We start from the raw sequence: 26,208 nt of genomic DNA on the forward strand, positions 1-26,208 counted from the left end.
ATGGATTGCGACGCGATGTGGGAGAGCGGCGCGGCGCTGGCCTACCGGCCCGCCGAATACCGGATCAAGTGGGCGGCGCTGCCCTGGGAGATCGGGGAGGCCTATCGGCTGCGCCGCGCGGTGTTCTGCGTCGAGCAGGGCGTGTTCGTCGGCGACGATCGCGACGAGGCCGACGACACGGCGCAGTTGCTGGTGGCCGTGAGTGGCTGCGCCGGCCTGCCCGACCAGGTGGTGGGCACGGTGCGCATCCACGAAACGGCGCCGGGCGTCTGGCTCGGCTCGCGGCTGGCGGTGCATGCCGCGTTCCGCAATCACGGCCGCATCGGCACCACCCTGATCGGGCTCGCGGTGAGCAGCGCGCACGCGCTGGGCTGTCGCGAATTCCACGCGCACGTGCAGGTGCAGAACGTGCCGCTGTTCGAGCGCCTGCACTGGCGCTCGCTCGGCGAGGAGATGCTGCACGGGCGCCTGCATCACCGCATGCTGGCCGATCTCGCTCACTACCCGCCCTGCGCCACGCCGTACGCGGGTTTCGTGATGCCGGCGGGAGGCGCGCGATGAGCCTCGCCGAGCGGATTGCCGGGCTGCGCGCCAGCCGCGGTTTCGCGCACAAGACCGATATCGCGGGCGTGGTCGGCGCGCTGGCGCGGGCCTTGCCGAACGGCGCGGCCGATCTCGCGCAGGCGGTGGCGGTGGGCGACGACTGCGCGGCGATCGCCGATGGCGACGGCTACCTGCTGTTCGCGATCGAGGGGCTGGTGGCCGACTTCGTCGAGGCCATGCCCTGGTTCGCCGGCTACAGCGGCGTGATGGTCAACCTCAGCGATATTTATGCGATGGGTGGCCGGCCGATCGCGGTGGTGGACGCGCTCTGGAGCGAAGGGCTCGACGCCGCGCGCGCCGTGCTCGACGGCATGGCCGCTGCCTCGACCGCCTACGGCGTGCCGATCGTCGGCGGCCACAGCAATGCGCGCGCCGGCAGCGCGCAGCTCGCGGTGGCGGTGCTCGGCCGCGCGCGCCGGCTGTTGTCGAGCTTCGCGGCGCGCCCCGGCGACCGGCTGTTGATGGCTGTCGACCTGCGCGGGCGCTTCGAGGATCCCTATCCGTTCTGGAACGCCTCGGTGGGCGCGCCGGGCGCGCGGCTGCGCGGCGATCTGGAACTGCTGCCGGCGCTGGCCGAGGACGGCCTGTGCGAGGCTGCCAAGGACATCAGCATGGCGGGCCTGCTGGGCACCGCGCTGATGCTGCTGGAGGCCTCGCAGGTCGGCGCGCGTATCGATCTGGACGCGGTGCCGCGTCCCGAGGGCGTCGATTTCGATCGCTGGCTCGGCGCCTTTCCCAGCTACGGCTTCCTGCTGTCGGTGCGCGAGGCGCGGGTGGCGCAGGTAGTCGAGCGCTTCGTCGCGCGCGGTCTGGCCTGCGCGCCGATCGGCGTGGTCGACGCGTCGCGCGAGCTGGTGCTTGCCGAAGGCAGCGAAACCGGGCGCCTGTGGGACCTGCGCGAGACGCCCTTCATCGGCGCCGCGCCGGGAGCGGCGCGATGAGCGCGGCGCGCCTGCGGATCGGGCTGTTCACGCATTCGGTGAATCCGCGCGGCGGCGTGGTTCATACGCTGGAACTGGCGCGCGCGCTCGGCGCGGCCGGGCACGAGGTCAGCGTGGTGGCGCCGGCCGGGCCGTGCGAGCGGATGTTCCGCCGCGACGGCGAAGGCGAGGCCTATCGCGTGGTGCTGGCGCACACGCGGGCGCAGGCTGCCGATACGGTGTCGATGGTGGCCACGCGGATCGCCGCGATCCGTGCCGCCTTCGATCGCCGCGAGCTGGCCGGCTTCGACGTGCTGCACGCGCAGGACAGCATCAGCGGCAACGCGCTGGCCGAATGGAAGGCCGAAGGCGCGATCCCGGGTTTCCTGCGCACCGTCCATCATCTCGATACCTTCGCCGATCCGCGCCTGGCCGCCTGGCAGCGGCGCGCCTGGCGCGATGCTGATCGCGTGCTGTGCGTGAGCGCGGCATGGACCGCGCGGATGCGCGACGAGCATGGCGTGGCGGTCTTGCAGGTGGCCAATGGCGTCGATGTCGAGCGCTTCGGCAGCGCCCGCGCGGCCGATATCGATGCGATACGCCGGCGCTTCGGACTGCGCGAGGCGGGGCCGATCGTGCTGGCGATCGGCGGCATCGAGGCGCGCAAGAACACGCGCGCCCTGCTCGAAGCCTTCGCGCTGCTGCGGCGCGCGCAACCGGGCATGCAACTGGTGATCGCCGGCGGCGCTAGCCTGCTCGACCACGATGCCTATACACGCGGCTTCGTCGCGCGCGCTGCCGAACTGGGTTTGAAGATCGGCGCCGGCGAGGCGGTGGTGGCGACGGGCACGCTCGACGACACGCAGGTCGTCGCGCTGCTGCATGCGGCCGACGTGGTGTCGATGGTCTCGCTGCGCGAGGGCTTCGGGCTGGTGGTGCTCGAGGCGCTGGCGGCGCGGCGGCCGGTGGTGGTGTCGCGCATCGCGCCCTTCACCGAGCATCTCGACGCGCGCACCGCCGTGTGGGCCGACCCTGGCGAGCCGGCCTCGATCGCCGCCGCGCTGCGCGACGCGCTCGACGGCCGGCGGCTGCCCGATTTCCGCGAGGCGGTGCCGGCGCTGCTGGCGCGCTTCGGCTGGGCCGCCAGCGCGGCCGCCCATCTGGCGATCTACCGGGACTGGCTGCGAGCGCGCGAGCGCGAGCCGGCCGTCGAACTCGCCGATCCTCCCCTCATCACCGCACCACAGGAAACCTGATCATGCCCGTCATGCACTTCCGGGTCCGCTGGCCCGATGCCACGGAAACGCGCTGTTATTCGCCGTCCACCGTCGTCGCCGACTACTTCACGCCCGGCAGCGAGTACCCGCTCGACGACTTCGTCGCGCGCTCGCGCGAATCGCTCGGGATCGCCTCGGAGCGGGTGCGCGCCAAGTTCGGCTTCGCCTGCTCGGCCGCGATGGACGAGCTCGCGCGCATCGAGGCGCTGGCCGAGCGCTTCGGCCAGCAGGCCGAGGCCAGCGTGACCGTGCTCGCGCTCGAATGAACCGGCCGCCCGTGCCCGGAACCCGGCCCGCCCATCTTCAGGAGCCCAAACATGTCGACTTCCGCGATTTCCGATAAATCCTCGTCCGCCCAGCCCGAGGCGATTCCGCATTACCCCGTGCTGGTCGTCGGCGGCGGTCAGGCGGGCTTGTCGATCAGCTACTACCTGAAGCAGGCCGGCATCGAGCACCTGGTGTTCGAGAAGGAAACCGTCACGCACGGCTGGCGGCGGCAGCGCTGGGACGCGTTCTGCCTGGTCACGCCGAACTGGCAGTGCCAATTGCCGGGCCATCCCTATCGCGGCGACGATCCGCACGGCTTCATGACCCGCGACGAGATCATCGACTACCTGGACGGCTTCGTCGCGATGGTCGACGCGCCGGTGCTGGAGCACACCGGCGTGCTGCGCGTGACGCGCGAGGAAGACGGCCGCTACCGGGTGCTCACCACGCGCGGCGCCTACACGGCCGACCAGGTGGTGGTGGCCTCGGGCGGCTATCACACGCCGATCGTGCCGCGCCTGGCCGAGCGCTTGCCGGCCTCGATCGCGCAGGTCCAGTCCTCGGCCTATCGCAACGCGGCGGCGCTGCCCGAGGGCGGGGTGCTGGTGGTCGGCTCGGGGCAGTCGGGCGCGCAGATCGCCGAGGACCTGCACCTGGCCGGGCGGCGCGTCACGCTCGCGGTGGGCGACGCGCCGCGCTGCGCGCGCTTCTATCGCGGCCGCGACGTGGTCGACTGGCTGGCCGACATGCACTACTACGAGATGCCGGTCGAGAAGCACCCGCTGCGCGAAGGCGTGCGCGACAACACCAATCACTACGTGACGGGGCGCGACGGCGGCCGGGATATCGACCTGCGCCGTTTCGCGGCCGAGGGCATGGAGCTGTATGGCCGCCTCGAGGACTACCGCGACGGCGCGCTGCGTTTCGCCACCAACCTGGGCGAGTGCCTGGATCGCGCCGACGAGACCTACAACGGCATCAACGCCAGCATCGACGCCTTCATCGCCAAGCAGGGCATCGCGGCGCCGCCGCCGACGCGCTACGAAGCGAGCTGGCGCCCGGCCGCCGAGCGCGCGGCGCTGCACCTGGCCGATAGCGGGATCGCCGCGATCGTCTGGTGTATCGGCTTCACGCCCGACTTCGGCTGGATCGACGTGCCGGTGTTCAACGGCCGCGGCTACCCGGCCCATCGGCGCGGCGTGACCGCGGCGCCGGGGCTCTACTTCGTCGGCCTGCCCTGGCTGCATACCTGGGGATCGGGACGCTTCTCGGGCATCGCGCGCGATGCGGAGTACCTGGTGGAGCGGATCGTCGGGATGACGGGCACGGCGGCCGACGCGGCGCGGGCGGCGGTCGAGGGCGTGACGGCCTGAGTTGGCGGCGCGGCGGGCGCGGCGGGCGAGGCGGGCGAGGCGGGCGAGGCGGGGCGGCGGACTGTAACGGAAGGAAATATTTTTCGGCGACGGGTTTCGCTTCGATCCGGTGTTCAATCCTCCAATCGCGCTCCCAGGGCCACCACCGATGCTCCGAACCTCCCCGTATCGTCTTCGTGCCGGCCTCGTCGTCGCTTTCGTGTCGGCCACGCTCGCCGCGCTGGCGCAGCCGCCCGGCGACGCGTCGGCGCGCCGGCAGGCCACCCGGCTCGATGCGCCGGTCAAGGCCGTCGCGCCGCAGCGGCTGCATATCGACACGGCCCAGGGCAGCGGCGAGCTGCCCGTGTATGCGAACCGCGATCTCGAGGCGCCCGCGCCCGACGTCACGCGCGTGCTGATCGTGCTGCACGGCACGCTCAGGAATGCCGACGTCTATGAGGCCACGGGGCAGCAGGTGATCGCGCAGGCGGGAGAGGCCGGCCAGCACGTGCTGGTGGTCGCGCCGCAGTTCCTGACGCGCGCGGATGCGCGGGCCTTCGACTTGCCGCCGCGGACGCTGGCCTGGTCCCAGCGCGGCTGGAAGGCCGGCGAGGCGGCGCGCCAGCCGGCGCCGCTCGGATCGATGGCGGTGCTCGACGCGTTGCTGGCGCGCTTCGCCGATCGCCGGCGCTATCCGGCGCTGGGCAGCGTGGTGGTGGCGGGGCATTCGGCCGGCGCGCAACTGCTGCAGCGCTACGCGGTGGTCGGCCATGGCGACGAGGCGCTCGCCAGGCTGGGCGTGGCGGTTCGCTACGTGGTGGCGAACCCGTCCAGCTACCTCTATTTCGACGGTCGGCGGCCGGCTGCCGCGTCGGCGCCGCCGGCGGATTGCGAAGGCGTGAACCGCTGGAAATACGGCTTCGACGGCGCGCCGCCCTATGTGACGGCGCAAGGCAAGGCCGATTTCGAGCGCCGCTACGTGGCGCGCGACGTGGTTTACCTGCTCGGCACGGCCGACACGGATCCCGCCACGCACTTCATCGATCGCTCCTGCGCGGCGATGACCCAGGGACCGAACCGGCTCGCGCGCGGGCTGGCTTATTTCGACTACCTGCGCGCGCGGCATCCTTCCGATTTCACGCAGACGCTGGTGGAGGTGCCCGGCGTCGGCCACGACAACCTGCGCATGTTCACCTCCGAATGCGGCACGGCGGTCCTGCTGGGGCAGCCGATTCCCGCTTCCTGCCCGGCGATGGGCGGGCAGGGTTGAAGCGCGATTGCCGGGACGGTCCTCCCGGCTTTCGTCAGGCGGATGGCGCCGTCGCGTCCGCCGCCGCGCCGTCTTCCCCCTCGCGCCGATAGGGCGCGTCCTGCCTGGCATCGCCCTGGTAGAAGGCCGGGAAGCGCGCCAACTGGCGCCGCGCGTCCTCGGGCGCGACGCCCTCGGCCAGCACCGCGCTGGAAAAACCGGTGCGCTGCATCAGCATCAACTGGTCGGCCAGCACCTCGCCGGTGGCGCGCAGGTCGCCGCGAAAGCCGAGCCGGCGCCGCAGCAGATAGGCCTGGCTGTAGGCGCGGCCATCGGTGAAGCTGGGGAAGTGCAGCTCCACGCGGCTCGCCTTGGCGATCGCCGTGGCCTGCTCGATCACGTCGGCATCGTTGGCCAGCGCCAGCACCTCGCCGTTCGCGTCGCCGCCCTGGGCCGCGTGTTCCGCTGCCGTCAGCAGCAGGAGTGGATCGGGTGCGTTCATGCGGCAGGTGCCTCCTCGACGATGCGCGCGGCCTCGGCCGCCGCCTTGAACGGTTCGAGGCCGACGCGGGCGACGGTCTCGACGAAGGTTTCGCGGCGGCCTTCATTGCCGGTGCCCGCCGCGCCTGGCAGGCGCAGCCCTAGATAGGCCGACAGCACCGCGTCGATCACGTCCGGCACCTCGCGCGCCGAGAACGACGGGCCGATCACCTTGCCGGCGCGCGCCTGGCCGCCGCGCGCGGAGCCATCGGCGCCGCCCAGCGTGAGCTGGTACCACTCGCGGCCGTCCTTGTCGACGCCGAGGATGCCGATATGGCCGCTGTGATGATGGCCGCAGGAGTTGATGCAGCCGCTGATATGCAGGTCGATCTCGCCGAGATCCTCCAGCTCGTCGAGATCCTGGTAGCGCTCGGCGATCGCGTCGGCGATCGGCAGCGAGCGCGCATTGGCCAGCGCGCAGAAATCGCCGCCGGGGCAGGCGATCATGTCGGTCAGCAGGTGCACGTTGGCGCTGGCCAGGCCCTCGGCGCGCGCCGCTTCCCACAGCGCCAGCAGGTCGTCGGCGTGCACCCAGGGCAGCACCACGTTCTGCGCGTGCGTCACGCGCGCCTCGCCGGCGGAGAAACGGTCGACCAGGCCGGCGACGCGCTCGAGCTGGTCGGCCGAGGCGTCGCCGGGCGCCTGCAGGGGGCGCTTGAAGGACAGCGTGACGATGCGCAGCGCCGGATCCCGATGCGCGGCGACGTTGCGCGCCAGCCAGCCGGCCAGCGCCGGCGTGCGCGCGGCCGCCTCGGCCAGCCGCTCGGCCGCGTCCGGATCGGCGGCGCGCCGCGCCAGCGAGGCGGGCGCGACGAACGAGGCCTGCACGCGCGCCAGCTCGGCCTCGGGAATCGTGTGCGGGCCGCCGTCGTGCTCGACGATCTGCCGGAACTCGGCTTCCACCTCGTCGATGAAGCGCTGCCCCTCGGCCTTCACCAGGATCTTGATGCGCGCCTTGTACTTGTTGTCGCGACGGCCGTATTGGTTGTACACGCGCACGATCGCCTCGATGTAGTTCATGATCTGCCGCCAGGGCAGGAATTCGCGCATCAGCGTGCCGATCAGCGGCGTGCGGCCCATGCCGCCGCCGGCCGTGACGCGAAAGCCCAGCTCGCCGCGCGCGTCGTGCACCAGCCGCAGCCCGACGTCGTGCCAGGCGGTGGCGGCGCGATCCTCGGCCGCGCCCGTGATGGCGATCTTGAACTTGCGCGGCAGGAAGGCGAACTCGGGATGCAGGGTGGTCCACTGCCGCATGATCTCGGCGAACGGGCGCGGATCGGCGATCTCGTCGGGCGCGACGCCGGCGCGCTCGTCGCAGGAGATGTTGCGGATGCAGTTGCCGCTGGTCTGGATGCCGTGCATGTCGACCGTGGCGAGCAGGTCCATCACGTCGGCGGCGCGCGCGAGCGGGATCCAGTTGAACTGCACGTTGGTGCGCGTGGTGAAGTGCGCATGGCGCGTCGGCAGGCGCGTGGTGCCGAGCGCGCGCTGCGCGTCGAGCGCTCGCCGGTAGACCTCGGGCTCGGGCACGTCGTAGTCGCGCGCGATGCGGGCCAGCACGCGCAGCTGGGCGCTCGACAGCTCGCCATAGGGCACGGCCACGCGCAGCATCGGCGCGTGGCGCTGCACGTACCAGCCGTTCTGCAGGCGCAGCGGGCGGAACGCTTCCTCGTCGAGCCGGCCGTCCTGCCAGCGTTCGAGCTGATCGCGGAATTGCGCGGCGCGGCTGCGCACGAAGGCGCGGTCGAATTCGGTGTATCGATACATGATGAGTGGGGGAGAGCGGGGCTGGCGCGCCCTGAAGCGCCGACCTTACGTGGCGCGCCGCGCCCGGACAAGCAGCAGATCGCGCGCGAAACGGCGCAGCAGTTGCGATCGCTGGCGGCGGTCCGAGCGCTCCCGAACTGCTGCGCTCGTTTTGGTTCCGGCTGCTGCTGTACGCGTGGCGCGGGGCACGCGATGATCCGTTCCAGAGCACGGCACCGTGTCGCCCCTTCGTCCGGTGCCGTGCCGGGATTACTGCGCGAGTGCCCGGGTCATCACCCCTAAACCCGCAGAGCTTGCGGCCGCATGCCTGTGGCGCGGCAGGCAACCGCTCCGACACCCGGGTGCCGGAGCCCTCATTGCCACGGACGATGGACACATCGCGCCGCTCGTGCCGCCCACGCATTGCATCGCATTCCTGAGCAGCCTCGGGGATGCGATGGCGCGACGAACATGTCCGTCTGCTGATATTTCGTGAGAGATGCCGGCCCATCCGCTCCTATAATGGTTTTCCCATTTCGAGCGCGAAACCTTCCGCCATGTCCCTCTTCCAGAACCGCAACTGGCTGCATCTGCAACGATTCGTCCTCGGCGCCGTCGCGGCCTTCACCCTCGCCCACGCGCAGGCGGCCGAGCCGCGCTGGCAGACGCTGCCTCCCACCCCGGCGCCGGTGGCGGGCGAGCAGCACGGCATCGCCGAGGTCAACGGCATCCGTCTCTACTACGCCACCATCGGCCATGGTTCGCCGGTGATCCTGGTGCATGGCGGCCTGTCGAATTCCGATTATTTCGGCTACCACGTCAAGTCGCTGATGAAGTACCACAAGGTGATCGTGCTCGACAGCCGCGGCCACGGCCGCAGCTCGCGCAACGAGCAGCCCTTCGGCTACGACCTGATGACGGACGACGTGGTCGCGCTGATGGACAAGCTCAAGCTGCCGCGCGCCGATATCGTGGGCTGGAGCGATGGCGCCATCATCGGCATCGACATGGCGATCCGCCATCCCGACCGGGTCGGCAAGGTGGTGGCCTTCGCGGCGAACACCAAGACCGACGGCGTGATGCCCGATGTCGAGAAGAACCCGACCTTCGCCGCCTTCATCAAGCGCGGCGGCGACGAATATCGCCGCCTGTCGCCCACGCCGAAGGAATACGACGCCTTCGTCGAGCAGATCAGCCACATGTGGGCCTCGCAGCCGAACTGGAGCGACGAGCAACTGAAGTCGATCAGGACGCCGGTGCTGGTGATGGACGGCGACCACGACGAGGCGATCAAGCGCGAGCACACCGAGTACATCGCCGCGACGATTCCCGGCGCGGGCCTGCAGATCCTGCCGAACACCAGCCACTTCGCGATGCTGCAGGACCCCGAGGCGTTCAACTTCGCGGTCGAGCACTTCCTCGGCGATCGCTGAGCCGGTCGCGAGCCGGTGCGCTCGATGGCCGGCCCGGGCTTCGGATCGGCCATCGATCCTGGCCGGCGCGATTGATCGCCGGGCCTGACCGGCCTAATGCACGACGGGCACGACGGCGGCGAGCGTCCAGCTCGCCGCCGTTTTCCTTTTCCCCTTCCCTGCCTGCCTTCGCCGCTCAGCGCTGCGTGGCCGCTGCCGCCGCCAGCCGCCGCATCGATTCGGCCGCCGTCACCCGCAGCCATTGCGCCAGCCGCCGCGCGCCGTCGGGCAGGTCCAGGTCGTCGCGCGTGCAGAGGTAGTAGTCGCGGCCGTCGTCGAGCGCGGTATCGAACAACTGCACCAGTTCGCCGCCGGCCAGTTCGGCCTCGATCAGCGGCGCGCGCATCAGCCCCGCGCCGAGCCCGGCGCGGATCGCGCTCAGCGTCAGTTGCCCGTCCTCGAACATCGGCCCCACCACCGGCGGCACGTTGCGCACGCCGGCATTGCGCAGCCAGTTGACCCAGGTGCTGCGGTCCTCGTCGTGCACCAGCGGCACCGTCGCCAGGTCGGCCGGCTTGCGCAAAGGCCCGAAGCGGCGTCGGAACGCCGGATGACAGACCGGTACCATCGCGCCGGGCAGCAGCTTCTCGCAGCGGTAGCTGGGCCAGTCGGCCGCGCCGGCGCCGAAGCGGATCGACAGGTCCGAGGCGTCGCTGCGATAGTTGCGGTGGTTCGCGTAGCGCACGTTGACGTCGACATCGGTGTTCTGGTCGAGGAAGCGATGCAGGCGCGGCACGAACCAGCCGATGCCGAACAGCGGGATCAGGCTGATGGTGATCTGCCGCAGCGAGGAGCGATCGCGCACGAAGCCGGTCGCGCTGCGCAGCACCGAGAACGCCGCGCTGATCGAGCGGTAGTAGTCGCGGCCCTCGTCGGTCAGCGCCAGCGTGCGGCCCTCGCGCACCGTGAGCGGCGTGAGGATGAAGGCGTCCAGCAGTTGCAGCTGGTGGCTGACCGCCGAGGGCGTGATGTCGAGCTCGGCCGCCGCCGCCGTGACCGAGCCCAGCCGCGCGAAGGCCTCGAAGGCGCGTACCGCGCGCAGCGGCGGATCGTTCGGCAATTGTTCGATATTTTTCATGTTTTGAATTCTATCGAATAATCCTGGATCCGGCAAAATGCTCTAATCCATTGTGGATAAAGAGTTTCAAGCGATATGGCGTGGTTCGCATAAGTATTCAATCAAAGGATATTTGCCGGGCAGGGTGTGACTATTTAGTATTTTTCATGTTTTAATCGTCCGCCACACGCTACCTTTCCCATGAAGAAAACCGTCCCCCTCGCCGGCGCAGCGTTCGCCGTCTCCGCCGCGGCGCTCGCGCTGTCGTTCTCCGCGCCGGCCGCCCGTGCCGCCCAGGCCGCCGATGCGCCGCAAACCGTGCTGATCGGCCTGGCCGCGCCGTTGACCGGCCCCTCGGCGCGGATCGGCAAGGATCTGCAGAACGGCGCGCAGCTCGCGCTCGACGATGCGAACCGCCGCCATCCCACCATCGACGGCAAGCCGGTGGTCTACAAGCTGGTGGCCGTCGACGATCAGTCGGATCCGCGCACGGCCGTGACGGTCGCGCAGGACCTGGTCGAGCAGCATGTGATCGGCGTGGTGGGCCACTGGAACACCGGCTGCAGCGTGCCGGCCGCGCGCGTCTATCGCGACGCCGGCATCCCCGAGATCGCGCCGGCCTCGACGGGGCACCAGTACACGCAGCAGGGTTACGCCACCGCTTTCCGCATCATGGGCCACGACGACACGGGCGGCGCCTATACCGGCGCCTACGCGGTGAAGACGCTGCACGCCAGGCGCATCGCCGTGCTCGACGATCGCACCTCGTTCGGCTCGGGGCTGGCCGACCAGTTCGTGAAGGGCGTCGAGGCGAACGGCGGCACGATCGTCGATCGCCAGTACGTGACCGACAAGACCACCGATTTCAGCGGCGTGCTGACCGCCATCAAGAGCAAGCGCCCGGACCTGGTGTTCTTCGGCGGGCTCGACGCGCAGGCCGCGCCGATCGCGCGCCGCATGCACCAGCTCGGCATCGACGCGACCCTGCTCGGCGCGGGCGGCTTCGTCAGCCAGACCTTCCTGTCGCTGGCCGGCAAGGATGGCGAGGGCGTGACCGCGCTCGAACCGGGCCGGCCGCTGGCGAAGATGCCGGGCGGCCCGGCCTTCGACGCGCAGTACCGCGCGCGCTACCACGCGCCGATCGAGCTGCACGCGCCGTTCGCCTACGACGCCGCCGCGACCCTGATCGCCGTGGCCGAGCAGAGCAAGTCGACCGATCCGGCCAAGCTGGTGGCGGCGCTGCACAAGGTCGACCGCCAGGGCGTGACGGGGCGCATCGCCTTCGACGAGCAGGGCAACCTGAAGGATCCGGCCTATACGATCTATCGCGTGCAGGGCGGCAAGTGGAGCGTGGTGGACGTGCTCGGCGGCGGTTCCGGCGCCGGCACGCAAGCCGCGCACTGAGCATGGCATGAAGGCGGCATGAAGGCGAACGGGCGGCGGCCGATCGAGGATCGGCGGCTGCCCGTTCGCGTTTGCCGAGCCGGATCGCAGTGGATTCGGGCGCGCCGTGTTCCCGGTGGCGCGCAGGCGGCACCCGCCATATCCGCATCAAACACGAATAACGAATCACGAATCACCCCAGTCAGGAGTCCCCATGACCGAGCCGAACCCATCGGCCGCGCCGAGCGACGCGGCCGACCATCGCCTGGGCATCCTCGCGCGACGCAGGATCGAGGCGGAAATCATCAAGCCGATCTACGAGATCATGAAGCGCGAGTTCGGCATCGAGCGCGCGCAGGCCGTGATCGCCGAGGCGATCCGCGGCGCGGCCGTCGATGCCGGCCAGTCCTTCGCCGCGCAGGAGCCCGGCGGCACCAGCATCGCCTCCTTCGTCGCCCTGCAGGTGCTGTGGGAGAAGGACGATGCGCTGGACGTCGAGGTGCGGCGCGAGGATGCCGGGCATTACGACTACGACGTGCATCGCTGCGCCTACGCGGAGATGTATCACGCGATGGGGCTCGGCGAGATCGGCCACCTGCTCAGTTGCGCGCGCGACGAGTACTTCATCCGCGGCTACGATCCGCGCGTGGCGCTGACGCGCACCAGCACCATCATGCAGGGCGGCAAGCGCTGCGATTTCCGTTATCGAATGCGCGACGGGAACCCGGCGGCCGTCGACCAGGAGAGCAAGCATGACGAATGATGTCGGGAGCCTGCGCGTCGACGGCGCGCGTCTGTGGGCTTCGCTCGACCGGATGGCCGAGATCGGCGCGACGCCCAAGGGCGGCGTCTGCCGGCTCGCGCTGAGCGAGCTCGATCGCGAATCGCGCGACCTGTTCGTGGCCTGGGCGCGCGAGGCGGGCTGCACGATCCGCGTCGATCGGATGGGCAACGTGTTCGCGCGCCGCGCCGGGCGCGTGGCCGACGCGGCACCGGTGATGACGGGCTCGCACGCCGACACGCAGCCGACCGGCGGCCGCTACGACGGCATCTACGGCGTGCTCGGCGGGCTGGAGGTGGTACGCGCGCTGAACGACGCCGGCATCGAGACCGAGCGGCCCGTCGAGGTGGTGCTCTGGACCAACGAGGAAGGTTCGCGCTTCGCGCCGGCGATGGTCGCCTCGGGCGTGTTCGCCGGCGTGTTCACGCTCGACTATGGGCTGTCGCGCGCGGACCGGCAGGGCACCACCCTCGGCGAGGCGCTGGCCGCGATCGGCTACGCCGGCGAGGCGCCCGTCGGCGGCCATGCCGTGCATGCCGCCTATGAACTGCACATCGAGCAGGGGCCGATCCTGGAGCGCGCCGGCACCACCATCGGCGTGGTCACGGCGGGGCAGGGGCAGCGCTGGTACGAGCTGAGCTTCAGCGGCGTCGACGCGCATGCGGGCACCACGCCGATGGACGCGCGCCGCGATGCGCTGGTCGGCGCGGCACGCGTGATCGGCTTCGTCGACGCGCTGGGCCGGCGCCGCGCGCCCGATGCGCGCGCCACGGTCGGCATGATCGAGGCGCGGCCGAACTCGCGCAACACGGTGCCGGGCGAATGCTTCTTCACGGTGGAATTCCGCCATCCCGACGCGGCGGTGCTGGCCGAGATGGATGCCGAGCTGCGCGCGGAAGTGGCGCGCCTCGCCAGCGAGAGCGGGCTGGGCGCGCGCATCGAGCAGATCTTCGACTACGCGCCGGTGCCGTTCGCGCCGCGCTGCATCGAGGCGGTTCGCGAGGCGGCGGCGGGGCTCGGCCTGTCGCACCAGGACATCGTCTCGGGCGCGGGGCACGATGCCTGTTACCTGGCGCGGGTGGCGCCGACCGGCATGATCTTCGTGCCCTGCATCGACGGGCTCAGCCACAACGAGGCCGAGGCGATCACGCCCGCCTGGGCCGAAGCCGGCGCGAACGTGCTGCTGCACGCGGTGCTGGCCAGCGCGATGGAGCCGGTGACGGACGGGGTGTGAAGCCGCCGGCTCGGGCGAGCCGGTCGATGCCTCGTGGATTGCCGCGATCCGGGCATCGAGCGGGAAACCTTGCCCGGGCGGGACCAGCGGCCAAGACAGCGAGCTTGAAACGAGGGGCCGGCACGCGCGAGCAGCCGGCCCTCGTCGTTTATAGCGTCGGATGGCACTCGAAGGTGAGCTTGGCCTCGCGCTCGGAGACGTGCTCGAAGCCGGGGCTGGCGCGCATGCCTTGCTGCGCGCAATAGGCGTCGGCGGTGCTGATCGCCTTGCGGTGGGCGGCGGCCCAGGACAGCACCGCGCCGTGGGCGCTGGTGTTGACGGTATAGACGTGCGGCTTGTCGGTCGCGCTGACTTCGGACACGCTCGAGCATGCGCCGAGCCATAGCGTCAGGCAGGCCGCGATCATGACGACGAACGGGGTTCTGGCAGACATGGCGGGTTCTTTGCTGGGTAGCGGCAGCGCGGGGCGCTGCCCGGGGAATGGCGGAAGTATCCGCGAATTCGTCGATCCGATCATCGCCGGCTTGCCGAACAGTTCGTTTCCGTTGTGTGAACAATGGGCGACGAAGCCGGGCGATCGGGATGGGCGGTGAAGCCCGCGATAGGTCCGACCGGCTTGGCTGGCCGGGGTTCCGCGCGGGTTTCGGGCGCGCGGGCTTGTCAACGAGCGTGACGCGATCGAGCGGGGAGTGTTCGAGGGTCGGGCACCGGATCGGCGCCATGTCGAGGCGGCTTGCCGCGAGATGGCCATGAGCGGCGCGTGCCGACATGCCGGCCCTGGGCGCGGCGACGGGGCTTCGTCGCGCCATGTCGTGCAGTCGCCTGGCACCGAAGTTCGCTCAGGCGAAGCCGGCCGACCAGGCGGCGCGCCCGCGTTCGCCGAGCAGCGCCCGCCCCAGCGTCTCGAAGGCGACCGCCGGCAGGTCCGGCAGCCGCTCGACCACGGTGCTGGTCGGGTAGAAGGTCTCGACCGCGTCGTCGAGGATGCCGACGCCGATCAATTCGACGCCGCGCGCGCCGAGCTCGGCGATGCGCGCGCGCAGGTCGGTGCGCAGCAGGGCGGGGTCGCCGTCGCCGGTGGCCGGGTAGCCGTCGGACAACACCATCAGGATGCGCCGCCGGGCGCGGCGGGCGAGCAGGCGCTCGGCGGCCCAGCCGAGCGCCTCGCCGTCGGGATTCTCGTGGCCGCAGTCGATGCGGGCCAGCCCGCTGGGATTGTCCGAATCGAAGCGCTTGTAGATCTCCAGCTCGAGCCGCTCGACGAAACGGTTGTAGCCGCGCGGCGAGTGGCCCTGCGCCAGCCAGCGGTCGCGCCAGGCGCGCATCGCGGGATCGTCGACCGAGCTGTAGCCCAGCGCCTCGCAGGCGAAGCCGAGCTGCATCAGCGCATCGCACAGCGCCGCCGCGCAGAGCCGCGCCAGCTCGATCTTGCGGCCGGCCATCGAGCCGCTGCGATCGATCAGCAGGGTGACCGCCGTGTCGCGTCCCGACATCACGCGCCGCGTCCGGAACGGCGTGCGGTAGCCCGGCAAGGTGGCCAGCCGCGCCAGCGCGCGCCGGTCGAGTTCGCCGCGCTCCTGCTCGGCGCGCCAGTGCAGGTGCTCGTCGGCCGCCAGCGCGCGTTCGAGCTGCGCCTTGAGGCGCGTGGTCTGCGCGCGTGCCGCGCCGCGCAGCTTGCGCCAGGCGGTGGCGTCGCCGGTGCCGGTGAGGTCGGTGACGGTATCGAAGGCGGTGGTGATCGGGATCGAGCGGCCCGGCGCGAGCTCGGCGCGCGGCCGGGGCGGCGGCGCGGCGCTGTCGCCGGCGGCCTGGTCGTCGGCCGAGGAGGCCGAATCGGCCAGCGTCGCCGCGCCGGAAGGCTCGGTGCTGCTGCTGCGCGCATCGGGCGGGCCGGCCGCGTCGAAGTCCCGGTCGGGATCGATCTCGGTGGCAGTGGCGGGCGCGTCCAGCGAGGTCTCGCGATCGACCGTGATCATCATGTTGTTGGCCTCGCCGCGCGCGAGCTGGCGCACGCGCTCGACGATGCGGCCGGCCGCGGCGATGCTCTCGGCCGTCGAGCGCGAGGCCCGCGCGGCCGCGATCAGCTCGGTGCTGGCGCCGAGCGTGGCCTCGATCGAGTCGACGCGTTCGGTGAGCGGCACCGCCTCGCCGCGCAGCGCGCGCCCGACGCGCCAGACGAAGCGTTCGCGCCAGTTCAGCTTCGGCCAGCGCCGGGCGATCTCGCGCGCGGCCGCCTCGCGCTGGCGCGCCAGCAGCGTCGCGGCGCCGGGCAACCGCGCGGCCAGCGCGAGGCTCGCGCGGTGGTCGTCGATGGTCTCGGCCAGCGCGCGGGTGGCGTCCGAGGCGAGGCGCGCATGCTGCGCGGGCTCGCCGAAGCGCAGGCGAGCGGCCAGCAGGTCGACCCAGCCGGCCAGTTCGTCGTCCGACAAGGCTTGCTCGCCGGCCGTGGCCGGCAGTACCAGCACGTCGGGCACGGCGCTGCCGTCGTGTTCGACCCATTCGATGCGCGGCCCGTCGCGCGCGATCCTCACCTGCAGCGCCGGCTGGTCCGTCAGCACGCGCGCCAGCTTGCCGAGCCGCTCGCCGGGATCGTCCCCGGCGCTCGGCGGCGCGGTGCCCGGGCGCGGGTTCGGCTGGCTCACGATGCGTCGAGGTCGATGTAGTGGCGGACGATGTCGCGGATCAGCGCGGCGTCCTCGTCGCCGACCTTGGCGTAGATGGTCGGCCCGGCGGCGATCTCGGGATCGCCGGTGCGCAGCATCAGCGCGGTCCAGTCGATCAGGCGGCGCGTCGAGAAGGCGCTGGCCAGGTCGTCGCGCTCGAAGGCGCGCCGGCAGGCCGCGGCGATCGCCGCCAGCGTCTCGGCCATCGCCGGGCTGACACGCGCGCCGAAGGTCCGGCGCAGCACCTCGGCCTCCTCGGCCGGCGACAGGTAGTCGATCTGGTAGACGCGCCAGCGGTCCAGGAAGGCGTCGTTCATCAGGTTGGCGCCCTGGTACAGGTGGCGGAAGCGGCTCATCGCGCCGGCCGCGTTGGCGGTCGCGAACAGGCGGAAGCCGGGATGGGGCGCCACGATCTCGTCGCCACGCTCCTTGAGCAGCAGGCGGCCGCCGGGCTCGAGCACGGCGGTCAGCACGGCGAGGATCGCCGGCTCGGCGAAGTCGATCTCGTCGACGATCAGCCAGAGCCCGGCGCGCATCGCGGTCGGCAGCACGCCGTCGACCCACAGGGTCTCGCCGCCCTTGACGGTCCAGAAGCCGACGAAGTCGCCCACCGTGGTCTGGCCGTTCATGTTCGCGCGCAGCACGCCGTGCGCGGAATGGGCCGCCGCCTGCTCGATCAGGCTGGTCTTGCCGGTGCCGGTATGGCCGATCAGCAGGATCCGGCGGTTCTCGGCGATGTCGCGCACGATATTGGCCGAGCGCTCGGCGAACAGGTAGGCGGGGTTGCGCTCCGGTACCAGCGGGCCGCCGGCGCCGAGCGGCAGGCGCGCGCCGGCCAGCGTGACGGCGGGTTCTTCATCGGCCTGCCCCGGCTGCGCCGCGTCGTGCATCGCCGCGCGCAGCTCGGCCAGGAAGCGCGCGCGATGCGGCGGCGGCACGCCCTCGCCGGCCTCGTCGCGGCGCGCGTAACCCTCGCGCTGCCACTTGCGCAGCTTCGCGTCGAGGTTGTCCAGGTCGATCACGGTGTCGATGTCGGTCGAGCCGTCGGCGCGGCGGTGCTGGATCCGGTACATGTGCGGCCGCTCGGAATGGCTGACCAGCCAGGCGTCGTCGTCGCGCGCGTAGACGCCGACGGGCGACGGTTCGGAGGGAAGCGGGGCGGGCTGGGTGCTCATCGGCGGGCAGGGGCGCAAGGGACGGCAGGGCCGGTCGGGAGCCTCATTGTGCGCCGTCGTCGCCCGGCCGTGCAAAAACGGGGCAAGGCGGCGATTGATTCCATTCGTGATGGAATGCATTTCCCGTGAGTGGTTTGTTGCTCGATCCGATTGATTCAGACTGAGGCTTTTTCTCGACGCGCGAGCCGCTCGCGCCATGGAGCCATCCCCGATGACCTCATCCCTGACCCAGGTGCCGGGCTCGCCGCTCGTCTTCCGACCGCGCCCGGCCGCCGGCGTGCCGCTGGCGCGGCTGTTGCTGCTGCATGGCGTGGGCGGCAACGAAACCAATCTGCTGGCGGTGGCCGAGGCGCTCGACCCGCGCCTCGAGATCGCCTTCGTGCGCGGGCCGCTGACGCTGGGCCCGGATCAATACGCGTGGTTCCACGTGCGCTTCGGGCCGAACGGCCCGTCGATCGACGCGGCCCAGGCCGAGGCGAGCCGGCAGCAGTTGATCGGCCTGGGCCGCGCGCTGCGCCAGGCCGACGGCGCGGCGCCGCTGCCGACGCTGATCGGCGGCTTCAGCCAGGGCGGCATCATGAGCGCGAGCGTCGGCCTGAGCGCGCCGGACGCGGTGCGCGGCTTCGCGATCCTGAGCGGGCGGATCCTGCCGGAGATCGCCGAGCACCTGGCGCCGCGCGAGGCGCTGGCGGGGCTCGACGCCTTCATCGCCCACGGCGAATACGACGACAAGCTGCCGGTATCGTGGGCGGAGCGCGCCGATGCGATGCTCGACGAGCTGGGCGTGCCGCATCGCGTGCATCGCTACCCGGTCGGCCATCAGCTCAGCGAGGCGATCGTCGACGATTTCGCGGCCTGGGTGGCGCAGCGCGGCGCGGCGGCCTGAGCGCCGCCGCCGATCGTCCCGGGCGGGCACGAGACGTCGCCGTTCGCGGCGGCGCGCCATAATCGCGCTTTTCCGATGCGGAGACGTCGCGAATGAAACTGTCCGAACAATGGGTGCTCGTCACCGGTGGCGCGCGCGGGCTCGGCGCCTCGATCTCCCGGGCGCTGGCGCGCGAGGGCGCGTCGGTGATCGTCAACTACCTGCATAGCGAATCGGCCGCGAATGCGCTGGTGGCCGAGCTCGGCCCGCAAGCGATCGCGCTGCGCGCCGATGTCACCGATGCGGGCGAGGTGGGCCGGATGTTCGAGGCGGCCCGGGCGCGCACCGGCCAGCCGGTGGCGTCGGTGATCAACAACGCGCTGGCCAGCTTCCGCTTCGACGGCGATGCGCGGCCGACGCTCGAGCAGCTTTCCTGGCAGCGCATGCAGCAGCAACTGGAGAGCGCGGTCAAGGGCGCGCTGAACACCATGCAGGCCGCCGTGCCCGGCATGCGCGAGCGAGGCTTCGGCCGCATCGTCAATGTCGGCACCAACCTGTTCCAGAACCCGGTGGTGCCCTATCACGACTACACGGCCTCGAAGGCCGCGCTGCTGTCGCTGACGCGCACGGCATCCAACGACCTGGGCCCGCACGGCATCACCGTCAACATGGTGTCGGGCGGCCTGCTGCGCACCACGGACGCGAGCCGCGCCACGCCCGAGACGGTGTTCGACATGATCGCCGGCTTCACGCCGCTGCGCCGCGTGACCACGCCCGAGGAATTCGCCGACGCGGTGCTGTTCTTCCTCTCGCCCTGGGCGCGTGCCGTGACGGGGCAGAACCTGATCGTCGACGGCGGGCTGGTGAAGGGCTGAGGCCCGCTTGCCGCGTATGCGCCGGGTCGGTGGCGCATACGCGGGCGGCTCGGCCTGGTCGAGCCGAGCGCGCGATCAGGACACCAGCAGGTCGAACTGCTCCCAGCCGCCGACCTGGGTGGCGGTGGCGATCAACTGGCCCTGGCCCGAGTTGGTGGCGCTCACGTACTTGCCGTTGGCATGCGCGCGCAGGGCCACCGCCGCGCCCGTGAAGGGCTGCACGATCAGGTCGAAGGTCTCCCAGGGGCCGACCGCGCTGCGGTTGGCGATCAGCGGCGCGGCGCCGGCATTGTCGGCCGTCACGTACAGGCCGTTGGCATGCGAGCGCAACGCCACCGCGCCGTTGCCGGCATTCACCAGGTCGAACTGCTCCCATTGGCCGACCGCCTGGCGGTTGGCGATCAGCGCCTGCGCGCCGGCGTTCTCGGCCGTCACATACAGGTTGTTGGTGCGCGAGCGCAGGCTGACCACGGTCGCGAGACCGACTGTGCTGTTCAGCACCGGCGCGGTCGGGCGCACCTGGGTCAGGCCGAGCGAGCCCTTCAGCATGCGGCCGCCGTCGCGCGTCAGACGCATGTAGTAGTCGGACGAGCAGGGCGTGCCGTCCTCGTCCAGGCTCAGGAAGCCCGAGCCGGCGGGCACGTCCTGCTGAGTGGCGGCGGTGTTGAGGATCTGGTTGCCCTCGTTGTACTCGTCGAACATCGAGATGTAGAGGCCCGCCACGCCGAGGTTCACCAGGTTGTAGAGCTGCCGCCACATGTAGTTGCCGTGCGCGCGCTGGCGGATCGACAGGTCGCCCGGCATCACGCAGGGCTGGTAGTCGATGCCGTGCGCGTCGCAGTCGGCCTTGTCGGCGGCCGCCACTTCCACCGCGAAGGCATTGGCCTCGGCGATCGAGCCGATCGCGCCGATCATCCACGGCGAGATCATGTCGAACTGGTGGAACACGTCGAGGAAGTTCGGCCGCACCGAATCGCCGGTGCGCCAGCGGGTCGGCACGCCGCCGATCACGTAGCAGCCCTGGGCCTTGAACCACTGGATCACGTCGGCGCAGGCGGCGGCGTCGAACGGGTGGTTCACGTCGTCGAAGCCGAAGCCCCAGATGCAGACCACCGGCTTGCCGTTCTGGCGCGCATAGGCCGGCGAGGCGATGTACTGCGACATCTTCGAGGTCCAGTCCTGCTTGATCTGGGTCTGCATGGCGGTCCAGCCGGACACGTCGTACATGATGTAGAACTTGCGGCCGTAGGTTTCGGCGGCCTGCCGCACATGCGCGGCCGCCACGTCGCGCGTGGCGCCCTCGCCCGAGAACGGGTTGAAGCGCTGCAGCGCGACCGTGTCGATCTCGTTGGCCTGCATCCAGCTGAACTGCCGGTTCACCGTGTCGAGGTCGTATTGCGAGAACAGCGTGGCCGGCGCGCCGCTGTTGAGCGGGCTGAAGGCGCTCTGGTAGCCGTGCGCGTAGCCGCGCATGTCGGGCCAGGCCTTGATCGCGTTGTTGCTCGGCGAGGGCGCTTGCGACCAGTTGCCGGCCCAGTGCCACCAGCCGTTGATCGGCGCGCCGTCGCCGATCGCCGCGAACCAGCCCTGGTAGCCGACCGTCACCTTGCCGACCACGTCGCCGGCGCCGCTGACGGCCGCGCGCTGCGTGGCGGCCAGCGCGCGCGTCAGGCCGCGCGCATCGAGCGCGCCGACGGCCGCTGCCGCAACGCCGGTTTTGAGAATCGAACGACGTGTGATGCCCATGAGATTCCTCGAGAAGTAGGGGGTGTGGCTGGCGGGGCCCGGCCGGCATGCTTGCATGCGCAACCGGTGGCGGGGATTGCATCATCGCGAGGGGCGATCGGTCTGCCGGACTGCCGAATCCCGGGCAGGGAATCCGAAGCGCCGCGATACGTGCCCGGCGGCGCGTGCAGCAATCGGAGGAATCGTTGCGGATTGGTGGGGGAGCGGCCTGGAGGTGGACTGGTCGGCATGCGGGGCACGCGGGAATGCGTGCCCGCGAGGTGGCCGGCGCGGGCTGGCCTAGCCGAATCGCAGCGGATCGCCGACCAGTTTCGGCACCGCTTCGCGCATGGTCGCCACGAAGCGCAGCAGCCGGGACGGGTAGAACTGCGCGTGCGGATAGACCAGGAATACCGGCAGCGGCGCGGCCTCCCAATCGGGCGCGACGCGCACCAGGCGGCCGGCCTCGAGTTCCTCGGCGAGCAGCCAGGACGAGCCGATGCCCACGCCCATGCCGTGCAGCGCCGCCGAGCGCAGCGCGAACAGGTTGTCGGTGCTCACGCGCGGCTGGATCGTGAAGCGCTGCGTCTCGCCGCTGCGCCGGTGCCGGAGCACCACCTCGTTGCGGTAGTAGGTGCGCAGCGAGAGCCAGTCGAGCGCGGCGAGTTCCTCGGGCGTGGCAGGGATCCTGCCGTCCTCGAACATCGAGGGCGCGGCGACCACGAAGCGCGCCACGTCGGCGATCCGGATCGCCACCACCGATGGATCGGTCACCTCGCCGATCTGGATCGCGCAGTCGATGCCGGTGCCGATGAAGTCGTGCACCTCGTCCTGCAGCAGCCATTCGACGCTCACGCGCGGGTGCTCGCGCAGGAAGCCGATCAGCGGCCCGACGAAGATCTGCTGGCCGAAGGCGTGCGGCACCGTCACGCGCAGATGGCCTTCCGGCTCCTGCTGCGCGCCGCGCAGGTCGGCCTCGAACGAGGCCCAGCTCGCCAGCAGCTCCTTGGCGCGCTTGAAGGCGCGTTCGCCGTCGACGGTCAGCCGCATCGAGTGGGTCGAGCGCTGCAGAAGGCGCACGCCGAGCGAACGCTCGAGCGCCTGCAGGCGACGGCTGACGGTGGGCTGGGTGGTCCGGAGCAGGGCCGCGGCGGCGGACAGGCTGCCCGATTCGACTATACGCACGAAGGTCTCCATAAGCTGGAAACGATAGCCGGCATCACCGGGAGATACTTCCGGAAGCCGGCGATTTCCGCCAGAGGCAGGCGTGGTGGGCAGTTTGGCGATCATGCGCAGAGCGTATAACAAATGTGCGGGCGGTGCCACTACCAGGCCCGCGCCGCTGCCTTCACACTCGCGGCTTGCTGATTCGATACCGATGGACACCGCAAGATGAGTTCGACCCCTGACTTCGACAATGCCGCGCGCGAGGCCGTGCTGGCCGATCCAGCGCCGCTCCATGGATCCCGGCCGGGCGCGGCTTCGGCTGCGCCCGCCGGTGCGCAGGCGCTGCATGCCCTGCTGACGCCGCGCCTGGTGCTGCTGCTGGCGGCCGCCGCCGGGCTCGGCGTGGCGCCGCTCTATTACAGCCAGCCGATGCTCGGCGTGCTGGGGCCGGACATCGGCGCCTCGGCCCGCATGGTCGGCCTGGTGCCGACGCTCACCCAGCTCGGTTATGCGATCGGCATCCTGCTGCTGGCGCCGCTCGGCGACCGCTTCGACCGGCGCCGCGTGATCCTGGTGAAGGCCGGCGTGCTGGTGGCCGCGCTGCTGCTGGCCGCGATCTCGCCGTCGATCGGCTTCCTGCTGGCGGCGAGCTTCGCGGTCGGGCTGGCGGCTACGCTCGCCCAGGACGTGGTGCCGGCGGCGGCCACGCTCGCGCCCGATGCGCATCGCGGCAAGGTGGTCGGCACCGTGATGACGGGCTTGCTGCTGGGGATCCTGTTGTCGCGGGTGGTGGCCGGCGTGGTGGCCGGCAGCCTCGGCTGGCGCGCCACCTTCGTGATCGCGGCGGCGAGCGTGGCCGCCATCGGTCTGGCTGCCGCGCGCGGGCTGCCGAGCTTCCGGCCCACCACGCAGATGCCGTATCGCGAGCTGATCGCCTCGCTCGGCGGCCTGTGGCGCCGGCACCCGGCGCTGCGCCGGGCGGCCTTCGCCCAGGGCATCCTGGCGCTCGGCTTCAGCGCGTTCTGGACCACGCTCGCGGTGATGCTGCATGGCGCGCCCTTCCATCTCGGCAGCGCCGTGGCCGGCGCCTTCGGCCTGGCCGGCGCGGCCGGGGCACTGGCCGCGCCGCTGGCCGGGCGGCTCGCGGACCGGCGCGGGCCGGAGTTCGTCACCCGGCTCGGAATCGCGATCGCCACCGTCTCGTTCGCGGCGATGTGGCTGGCGCCCTGGCTGTCGGTGTCGGCGCAGCTCGCCCTGATCGCGCTGGCCACGGTCGGTTTCGATCTCGGCTTCCAGTCGACCCTGATCGCGCACCAGACCATCGTCTACGGCATCGATCCGGCTTCGCGCAGCCGCCTCAATGCGGTGCTGTTCGTCGGCATGTTCATCGGCATGTCGACGGGCGCCGCGATCGGCACCCTGCTGTTCGCGCAGTGGGGCTGGACGGCGGTGGTCGCGATGGCGGTGCTGAGCTCGATCGGGGCGCTGCTGGTGCGGGTCTGGCGGCGCGGCTGAGCGGGGCGGCGGCTGGATCAGGAACGGGCGGGCCGGGTGGCTCGCCCGTTTTGTTTCGAGGGCGACGGCTTCGCGTTGACGCCCGGGCACGATCTGCCGACAATCCGCAGACCGTCACGCGCGCCGTCTCGATCGAGGATGTCATGCCGCTTCGTCTGAATGCATCGTTGTGCTGTCTGGGGTGGCTCGTCGCGATGTCGGCGGGAGGATGGGCGCGGGCGGCCGAGCCGGCCGCGGTGCCGGCCAGCGAGGTGCAGGCGCGGGCGGTGGCTTCTTCGAAGGGGGCGGCGTCTGCCTCGGTCGCTTCGGCTGTTTCACCTGCTTCGGCGACGACGGGCCGTCCGTCCGCCGACGACAGCGCGAACGCAGGCGCCGATGCGCATCGCGCGCCGAATGGCGGCGGCGAGTTCATTCCGGTGCCGCCCGAAACCAGCGCCGTGACGCGCCACTCGATCCGGCTCGATGGCCGCGCCATCGACTACACCGCGACGGCAGGCAACCTGCTGCTGCGCGACGATGCGGGGCAGGCCACGGCCAGCGTCTTCTATATTGCATACACGGCGAATGGCCGGCGCGCCTCGCAGCGGCCGGTCACCTTCCTGTTCAACGGCGGCCCCGGCGCCGGCACCATGTTCCTGATGATGGGCTCGTTCGGCCCGAAGCGCGCACGCACGGCCAGCCCCGATATCAGCGGACCCGCGCCCTACGATCTCGCCGACAATCCCGACAGCCTGCTGGCACAGACCGACCTGGTCTTCATCGACGCGGTGGGCGCCGGCTTCTCGCGCGCGGTCGGCCATGCGACCGGGAAGAATTTCTGGGGCGTCGACAGCGATCTCGATGCCTTCGATCATTTCATCGAGCGCTACCTGACGGTGTACCAGCGCTGGGATTCGCCGAAGTACCTGCTCGGCGAATCCTATGGCACGGCGCGCGCGGCGATGCTGGCGTATCGCCTGAACGATCGGAGCAACATCGCCTTGAACGGGGTGATCCTGATGTCGTCGGTGCTCGATTCGGCGGCGTTCTCGCCAGGTTCGGATTTCGAAAGCGAAAGCTATTTGCCGAGCTTCGCCGCTGTCGCCTGGTATCACGATCGCCTTTCGCCCAGGCCGCCGAACCTGCCCGCGTTTCTCGACGAAGTTCGTGCCTTCGCGCGCGGCCCTTATAAGCAGGCGCTCGCGCAGGGGGATGCCTTGCCCGATGCCGAGCGCGATGCGATCGCGGCGCGCATCGCCGCTTATACGGGACTCGACGTGTCATATATAAAGGAGGCGCGGCTGCGCATCGGGCCGTCGCGGTTCCGCAAGCAGTTGCTGCGCGGCGAGTCGCGTAATCTGGGGCGCTACGATGCGCGCTTCAAGGGTATCGACTACGACGATGCGGGTGAGCATGGCGATTTCGATGCATCGGCGACCAGCATCTCCAGCGTATTCGACGCGGCGCTGCATCGACATCTGGCGCAGGATCTCGACTACCGGCCGAACGACCGCTATCGCGTTTTCAACGATGCCGCCTTGCGGCAATGGGATTGGAAGCATCGCGAATGGTGGGGCGAGCAACTGGCGGTGCCCTATGCCGCCGGTGATCTCGCCGAGGCGATGCGGCAGAACCCGAAGCTGCGGGTGATGTCGCTGAACGGCTATTTCGATCTGGCGACGCCGTTCTATGCCACTGAATATGCGCTGTCGCATCTCGGGCTCGACAAGTCGCTGCGTCCGAACCTCGAACTGCGCTACTACCCTACGGGGCACATGATCTACCTCGACGATGCTGCCTTGCATGCGATGAAGAACGATCTCGCGCGCTTCTATGAGGGCGCGACGGCAGGTCGGTGAGGGTGATGTTGGTTGCGTGAGCAACCGAATTTCGCGTTTCTTCTTTTGGTATCAACGAGTTGCCATGAAGGACGCCGCGCGAGCGGCGCCCTTCATGCATTTTCTTTGCGAAAACGCTTGCAGGAAGGCGATGGGCTGCTTAGAATCACGCCTCTTTCGCGCTAACGGAAACGCGGTGCGAAAGAGGAAGCAAGGTTGGATGGGTTGAGCGCTAGGTTGGATCGGCAGCTGGCTCGTTTAGCTGAGAAGTGATCGACGCAGTGAGTTGATCGCGGCGCTGAAAAAAGTAGTTGACGCGCTGCGAAATGTTGATCATAATCTCGCTTCTCTGCTGCTGAAAACGCAGCGCTGCTGAAGAAACCAAGTTGCTTCGCAGATACGCTCTTTAAAAATCTACAGCCGATAAGTGTGGACGCTTGATGGCAGCGGTCCTGATCTCCGGATCAGGTCAGCAAAAGTATCAAGAGTCTCACACAAAAGTAAGTCAGGTTTGTGAAGCAATTC

At 70.5% G+C, this 26,208-nt stretch carries 22 protein-coding genes; 14 read left to right on the forward strand and 8 right to left on the reverse strand.

Going from position 1 to position 26,208, the window contains the following annotated elements:
* The 6 genes from BM43_RS16395 (at position 1) to BM43_RS16420 (ending at position 5,689) form a co-directional block, all read left to right on the forward strand.
* Complete coding sequence (locus tag BM43_RS16395; RefSeq protein WP_013689252.1) at positions 1 to 561, forward strand: MSMEG_0567/Sll0786 family nitrogen starvation N-acetyltransferase; 561 nt, start codon at positions 1 to 3, stop codon at positions 559 to 561.
* Positions 558 to 1,544, forward strand: a complete 987-nt coding sequence (locus tag BM43_RS16400; protein WP_036054630.1) for a sll0787 family AIR synthase-like protein — start codon at positions 558 to 560, stop codon at positions 1,542 to 1,544. Before BM43_RS16395 ends, BM43_RS16400 begins: the two co-directional genes overlap by 4 nt.
* Positions 1,541 to 2,779 carry an MSMEG_0565 family glycosyltransferase gene (locus tag BM43_RS16405; protein WP_036054628.1) on the forward strand — a complete coding sequence of 413 codons (1,239 nt, stop codon included), beginning with the start codon at positions 1,541 to 1,543 and terminating at the stop codon, positions 2,777 to 2,779. The genes BM43_RS16400 and BM43_RS16405 overlap by 4 nt, the downstream gene beginning before the upstream one ends.
* A gap of 2 nt (positions 2,780 to 2,781) precedes the next feature.
* Positions 2,782 to 3,066 (forward strand): MSMEG_0570 family nitrogen starvation response protein, encoded by a 285-nt coding sequence (locus BM43_RS16410; RefSeq protein ID WP_013689255.1) that lies wholly within the window; start codon positions 2,782 to 2,784, stop codon positions 3,064 to 3,066.
* A 51-nt stretch (positions 3,067 to 3,117) separates the two neighbouring features.
* The gene (locus BM43_RS16415; RefSeq protein ID WP_036054625.1) at positions 3,118 to 4,440 is read left to right on the forward strand and encodes an MSMEG_0569 family flavin-dependent oxidoreductase; all 1,323 of its coding nucleotides are present in this window, start codon (positions 3,118 to 3,120) and stop codon (positions 4,438 to 4,440) included.
* 148 nt (positions 4,441 to 4,588) lie between these two features.
* Positions 4,589 to 5,689, forward strand: coding sequence for an alpha/beta hydrolase family protein (locus BM43_RS16420; RefSeq protein WP_036054623.1), 1,101 nt, complete (start codon positions 4,589 to 4,591; stop codon positions 5,687 to 5,689).
* A gap of 34 nt (positions 5,690 to 5,723) precedes the next feature.
* Here BM43_RS16420 and BM43_RS16425 read toward each other — a convergent pair whose 3' ends face one another.
* Both BM43_RS16425 and BM43_RS16430 read right to left on the reverse strand, forming a co-directional pair.
* Complete coding sequence (locus BM43_RS16425; protein ID WP_036054622.1) at positions 5,724 to 6,170, reverse strand: DUF934 domain-containing protein; 447 nt, start codon at positions 6,168 to 6,170, stop codon at positions 5,724 to 5,726.
* The gene (locus BM43_RS16430) at positions 6,167 to 7,975 is read right to left on the reverse strand and encodes a nitrite/sulfite reductase (RefSeq protein ID WP_036054621.1); all 1,809 of its coding nucleotides are present in this window, start codon (positions 7,973 to 7,975) and stop codon (positions 6,167 to 6,169) included. The genes BM43_RS16425 and BM43_RS16430 overlap by 4 nt, the downstream gene beginning before the upstream one ends.
* A gap of 536 nt (positions 7,976 to 8,511) precedes the next feature.
* Here BM43_RS16430 and BM43_RS16435 point away from each other — a divergent pair.
* The gene (locus tag BM43_RS16435) at positions 8,512 to 9,387 is read left to right on the forward strand and encodes an alpha/beta fold hydrolase (RefSeq protein WP_036054618.1); all 876 of its coding nucleotides are present in this window, start codon (positions 8,512 to 8,514) and stop codon (positions 9,385 to 9,387) included.
* A 175-nt stretch (positions 9,388 to 9,562) separates the two neighbouring features.
* Here BM43_RS16435 and BM43_RS16440 read toward each other — a convergent pair whose 3' ends face one another.
* Positions 9,563 to 10,504 (reverse strand): LysR substrate-binding domain-containing protein, encoded by a 942-nt coding sequence (locus tag BM43_RS16440; RefSeq protein ID WP_036054616.1) that lies wholly within the window; start codon positions 10,502 to 10,504, stop codon positions 9,563 to 9,565.
* A 180-nt stretch (positions 10,505 to 10,684) separates the two neighbouring features.
* Between BM43_RS16440 and BM43_RS16445 the strand changes: the two genes are divergently transcribed.
* The 3 genes from BM43_RS16445 (at position 10,685) to BM43_RS16455 (ending at position 13,881) form a co-directional block, all read left to right on the forward strand.
* Positions 10,685 to 11,887 carry a branched-chain amino acid ABC transporter substrate-binding protein gene (locus BM43_RS16445; RefSeq protein ID WP_036054615.1) on the forward strand — a complete coding sequence of 401 codons (1,203 nt, stop codon included), beginning with the start codon at positions 10,685 to 10,687 and terminating at the stop codon, positions 11,885 to 11,887.
* A gap of 193 nt (positions 11,888 to 12,080) precedes the next feature.
* Complete coding sequence (locus BM43_RS16450) at positions 12,081 to 12,629, forward strand: L-2-amino-thiazoline-4-carboxylic acid hydrolase (RefSeq protein WP_036032993.1); 549 nt, start codon at positions 12,081 to 12,083, stop codon at positions 12,627 to 12,629.
* Positions 12,619 to 13,881: a Zn-dependent hydrolase gene (locus tag BM43_RS16455; protein WP_036054614.1), complete on the forward strand. Its 1,263-nt coding sequence runs from the start codon at positions 12,619 to 12,621 to the stop codon at positions 13,879 to 13,881. The genes BM43_RS16450 and BM43_RS16455 overlap by 11 nt, the downstream gene beginning before the upstream one ends.
* A gap of 148 nt (positions 13,882 to 14,029) precedes the next feature.
* On the opposite strand, the gene BM43_RS16460 is transcribed toward BM43_RS16455, so the two are convergent.
* From BM43_RS16460 to BM43_RS16470, 3 genes are all read right to left on the reverse strand, one after another.
* Positions 14,030 to 14,314, reverse strand: coding sequence for a hypothetical protein (locus tag BM43_RS16460; RefSeq protein WP_013689265.1), 285 nt, complete (start codon positions 14,312 to 14,314; stop codon positions 14,030 to 14,032).
* A 406-nt stretch (positions 14,315 to 14,720) separates the two neighbouring features.
* Positions 14,721 to 16,523: a cobaltochelatase CobT-related protein gene (locus BM43_RS16465; RefSeq protein WP_036054611.1), complete on the reverse strand. Its 1,803-nt coding sequence runs from the start codon at positions 16,521 to 16,523 to the stop codon at positions 14,721 to 14,723.
* Entirely contained in the window at positions 16,520 to 17,719 is a 1,200-nt protein-coding gene (locus BM43_RS16470) for an AAA family ATPase (protein WP_036054610.1), read from the reverse strand. Before BM43_RS16470 ends, BM43_RS16465 begins: the two co-directional genes overlap by 4 nt.
* A 211-nt stretch (positions 17,720 to 17,930) precedes the next feature.
* Here BM43_RS16470 and BM43_RS16475 point away from each other — a divergent pair, with 211 nt between their 5' ends.
* Together BM43_RS16475 and BM43_RS16480 are read left to right on the forward strand one after the other, a co-directional pair.
* The gene (locus tag BM43_RS16475) at positions 17,931 to 18,605 is read left to right on the forward strand and encodes an alpha/beta hydrolase (RefSeq protein WP_036054608.1); all 675 of its coding nucleotides are present in this window, start codon (positions 17,931 to 17,933) and stop codon (positions 18,603 to 18,605) included.
* Between the two features lie 92 nt (positions 18,606 to 18,697).
* Complete coding sequence (locus tag BM43_RS16480) at positions 18,698 to 19,459, forward strand: 3-oxoacyl-ACP reductase (RefSeq protein ID WP_013689269.1); 762 nt, start codon at positions 18,698 to 18,700, stop codon at positions 19,457 to 19,459.
* Positions 19,460 to 19,534: 75 nt separating this feature from the next.
* On the opposite strand, the gene BM43_RS16485 is transcribed toward BM43_RS16480, so the two are convergent.
* Both BM43_RS16485 and BM43_RS16490 read right to left on the reverse strand, forming a co-directional pair.
* Complete coding sequence (locus BM43_RS16485) at positions 19,535 to 21,205, reverse strand: lectin (RefSeq protein ID WP_036054605.1); 1,671 nt, start codon at positions 21,203 to 21,205, stop codon at positions 19,535 to 19,537.
* Between the two features lie 279 nt (positions 21,206 to 21,484).
* The gene (locus BM43_RS16490) at positions 21,485 to 22,474 is read right to left on the reverse strand and encodes a LysR family transcriptional regulator (RefSeq protein ID WP_036054602.1); all 990 of its coding nucleotides are present in this window, start codon (positions 22,472 to 22,474) and stop codon (positions 21,485 to 21,487) included.
* Between the two features lie 102 nt (positions 22,475 to 22,576).
* On the opposite strand from BM43_RS16490, the gene BM43_RS16495 reads away from it, so the two are divergent.
* Both BM43_RS16495 and BM43_RS16500 read left to right on the forward strand, forming a co-directional pair.
* Positions 22,577 to 23,866, forward strand: a complete 1,290-nt coding sequence (locus tag BM43_RS16495; RefSeq protein WP_230676365.1) for an MFS transporter — start codon at positions 22,577 to 22,579, stop codon at positions 23,864 to 23,866.
* Positions 23,867 to 24,009: 143 nt separating this feature from the next.
* On the forward strand, positions 24,010 to 25,704 hold the full coding sequence (locus tag BM43_RS16500; protein ID WP_036054600.1) for a S10 family peptidase: 1,695 nt from the start codon (positions 24,010 to 24,012) through the stop codon (positions 25,702 to 25,704).
* The last annotated feature ends 504 nt before the right edge of the window (positions 25,705 to 26,208 follow it).

The organism is Burkholderia gladioli (genome assembly GCF_000959725.1).
GTDB lineage: Bacteria > Pseudomonadota > Gammaproteobacteria > Burkholderiales > Burkholderiaceae > Burkholderia > Burkholderia gladioli.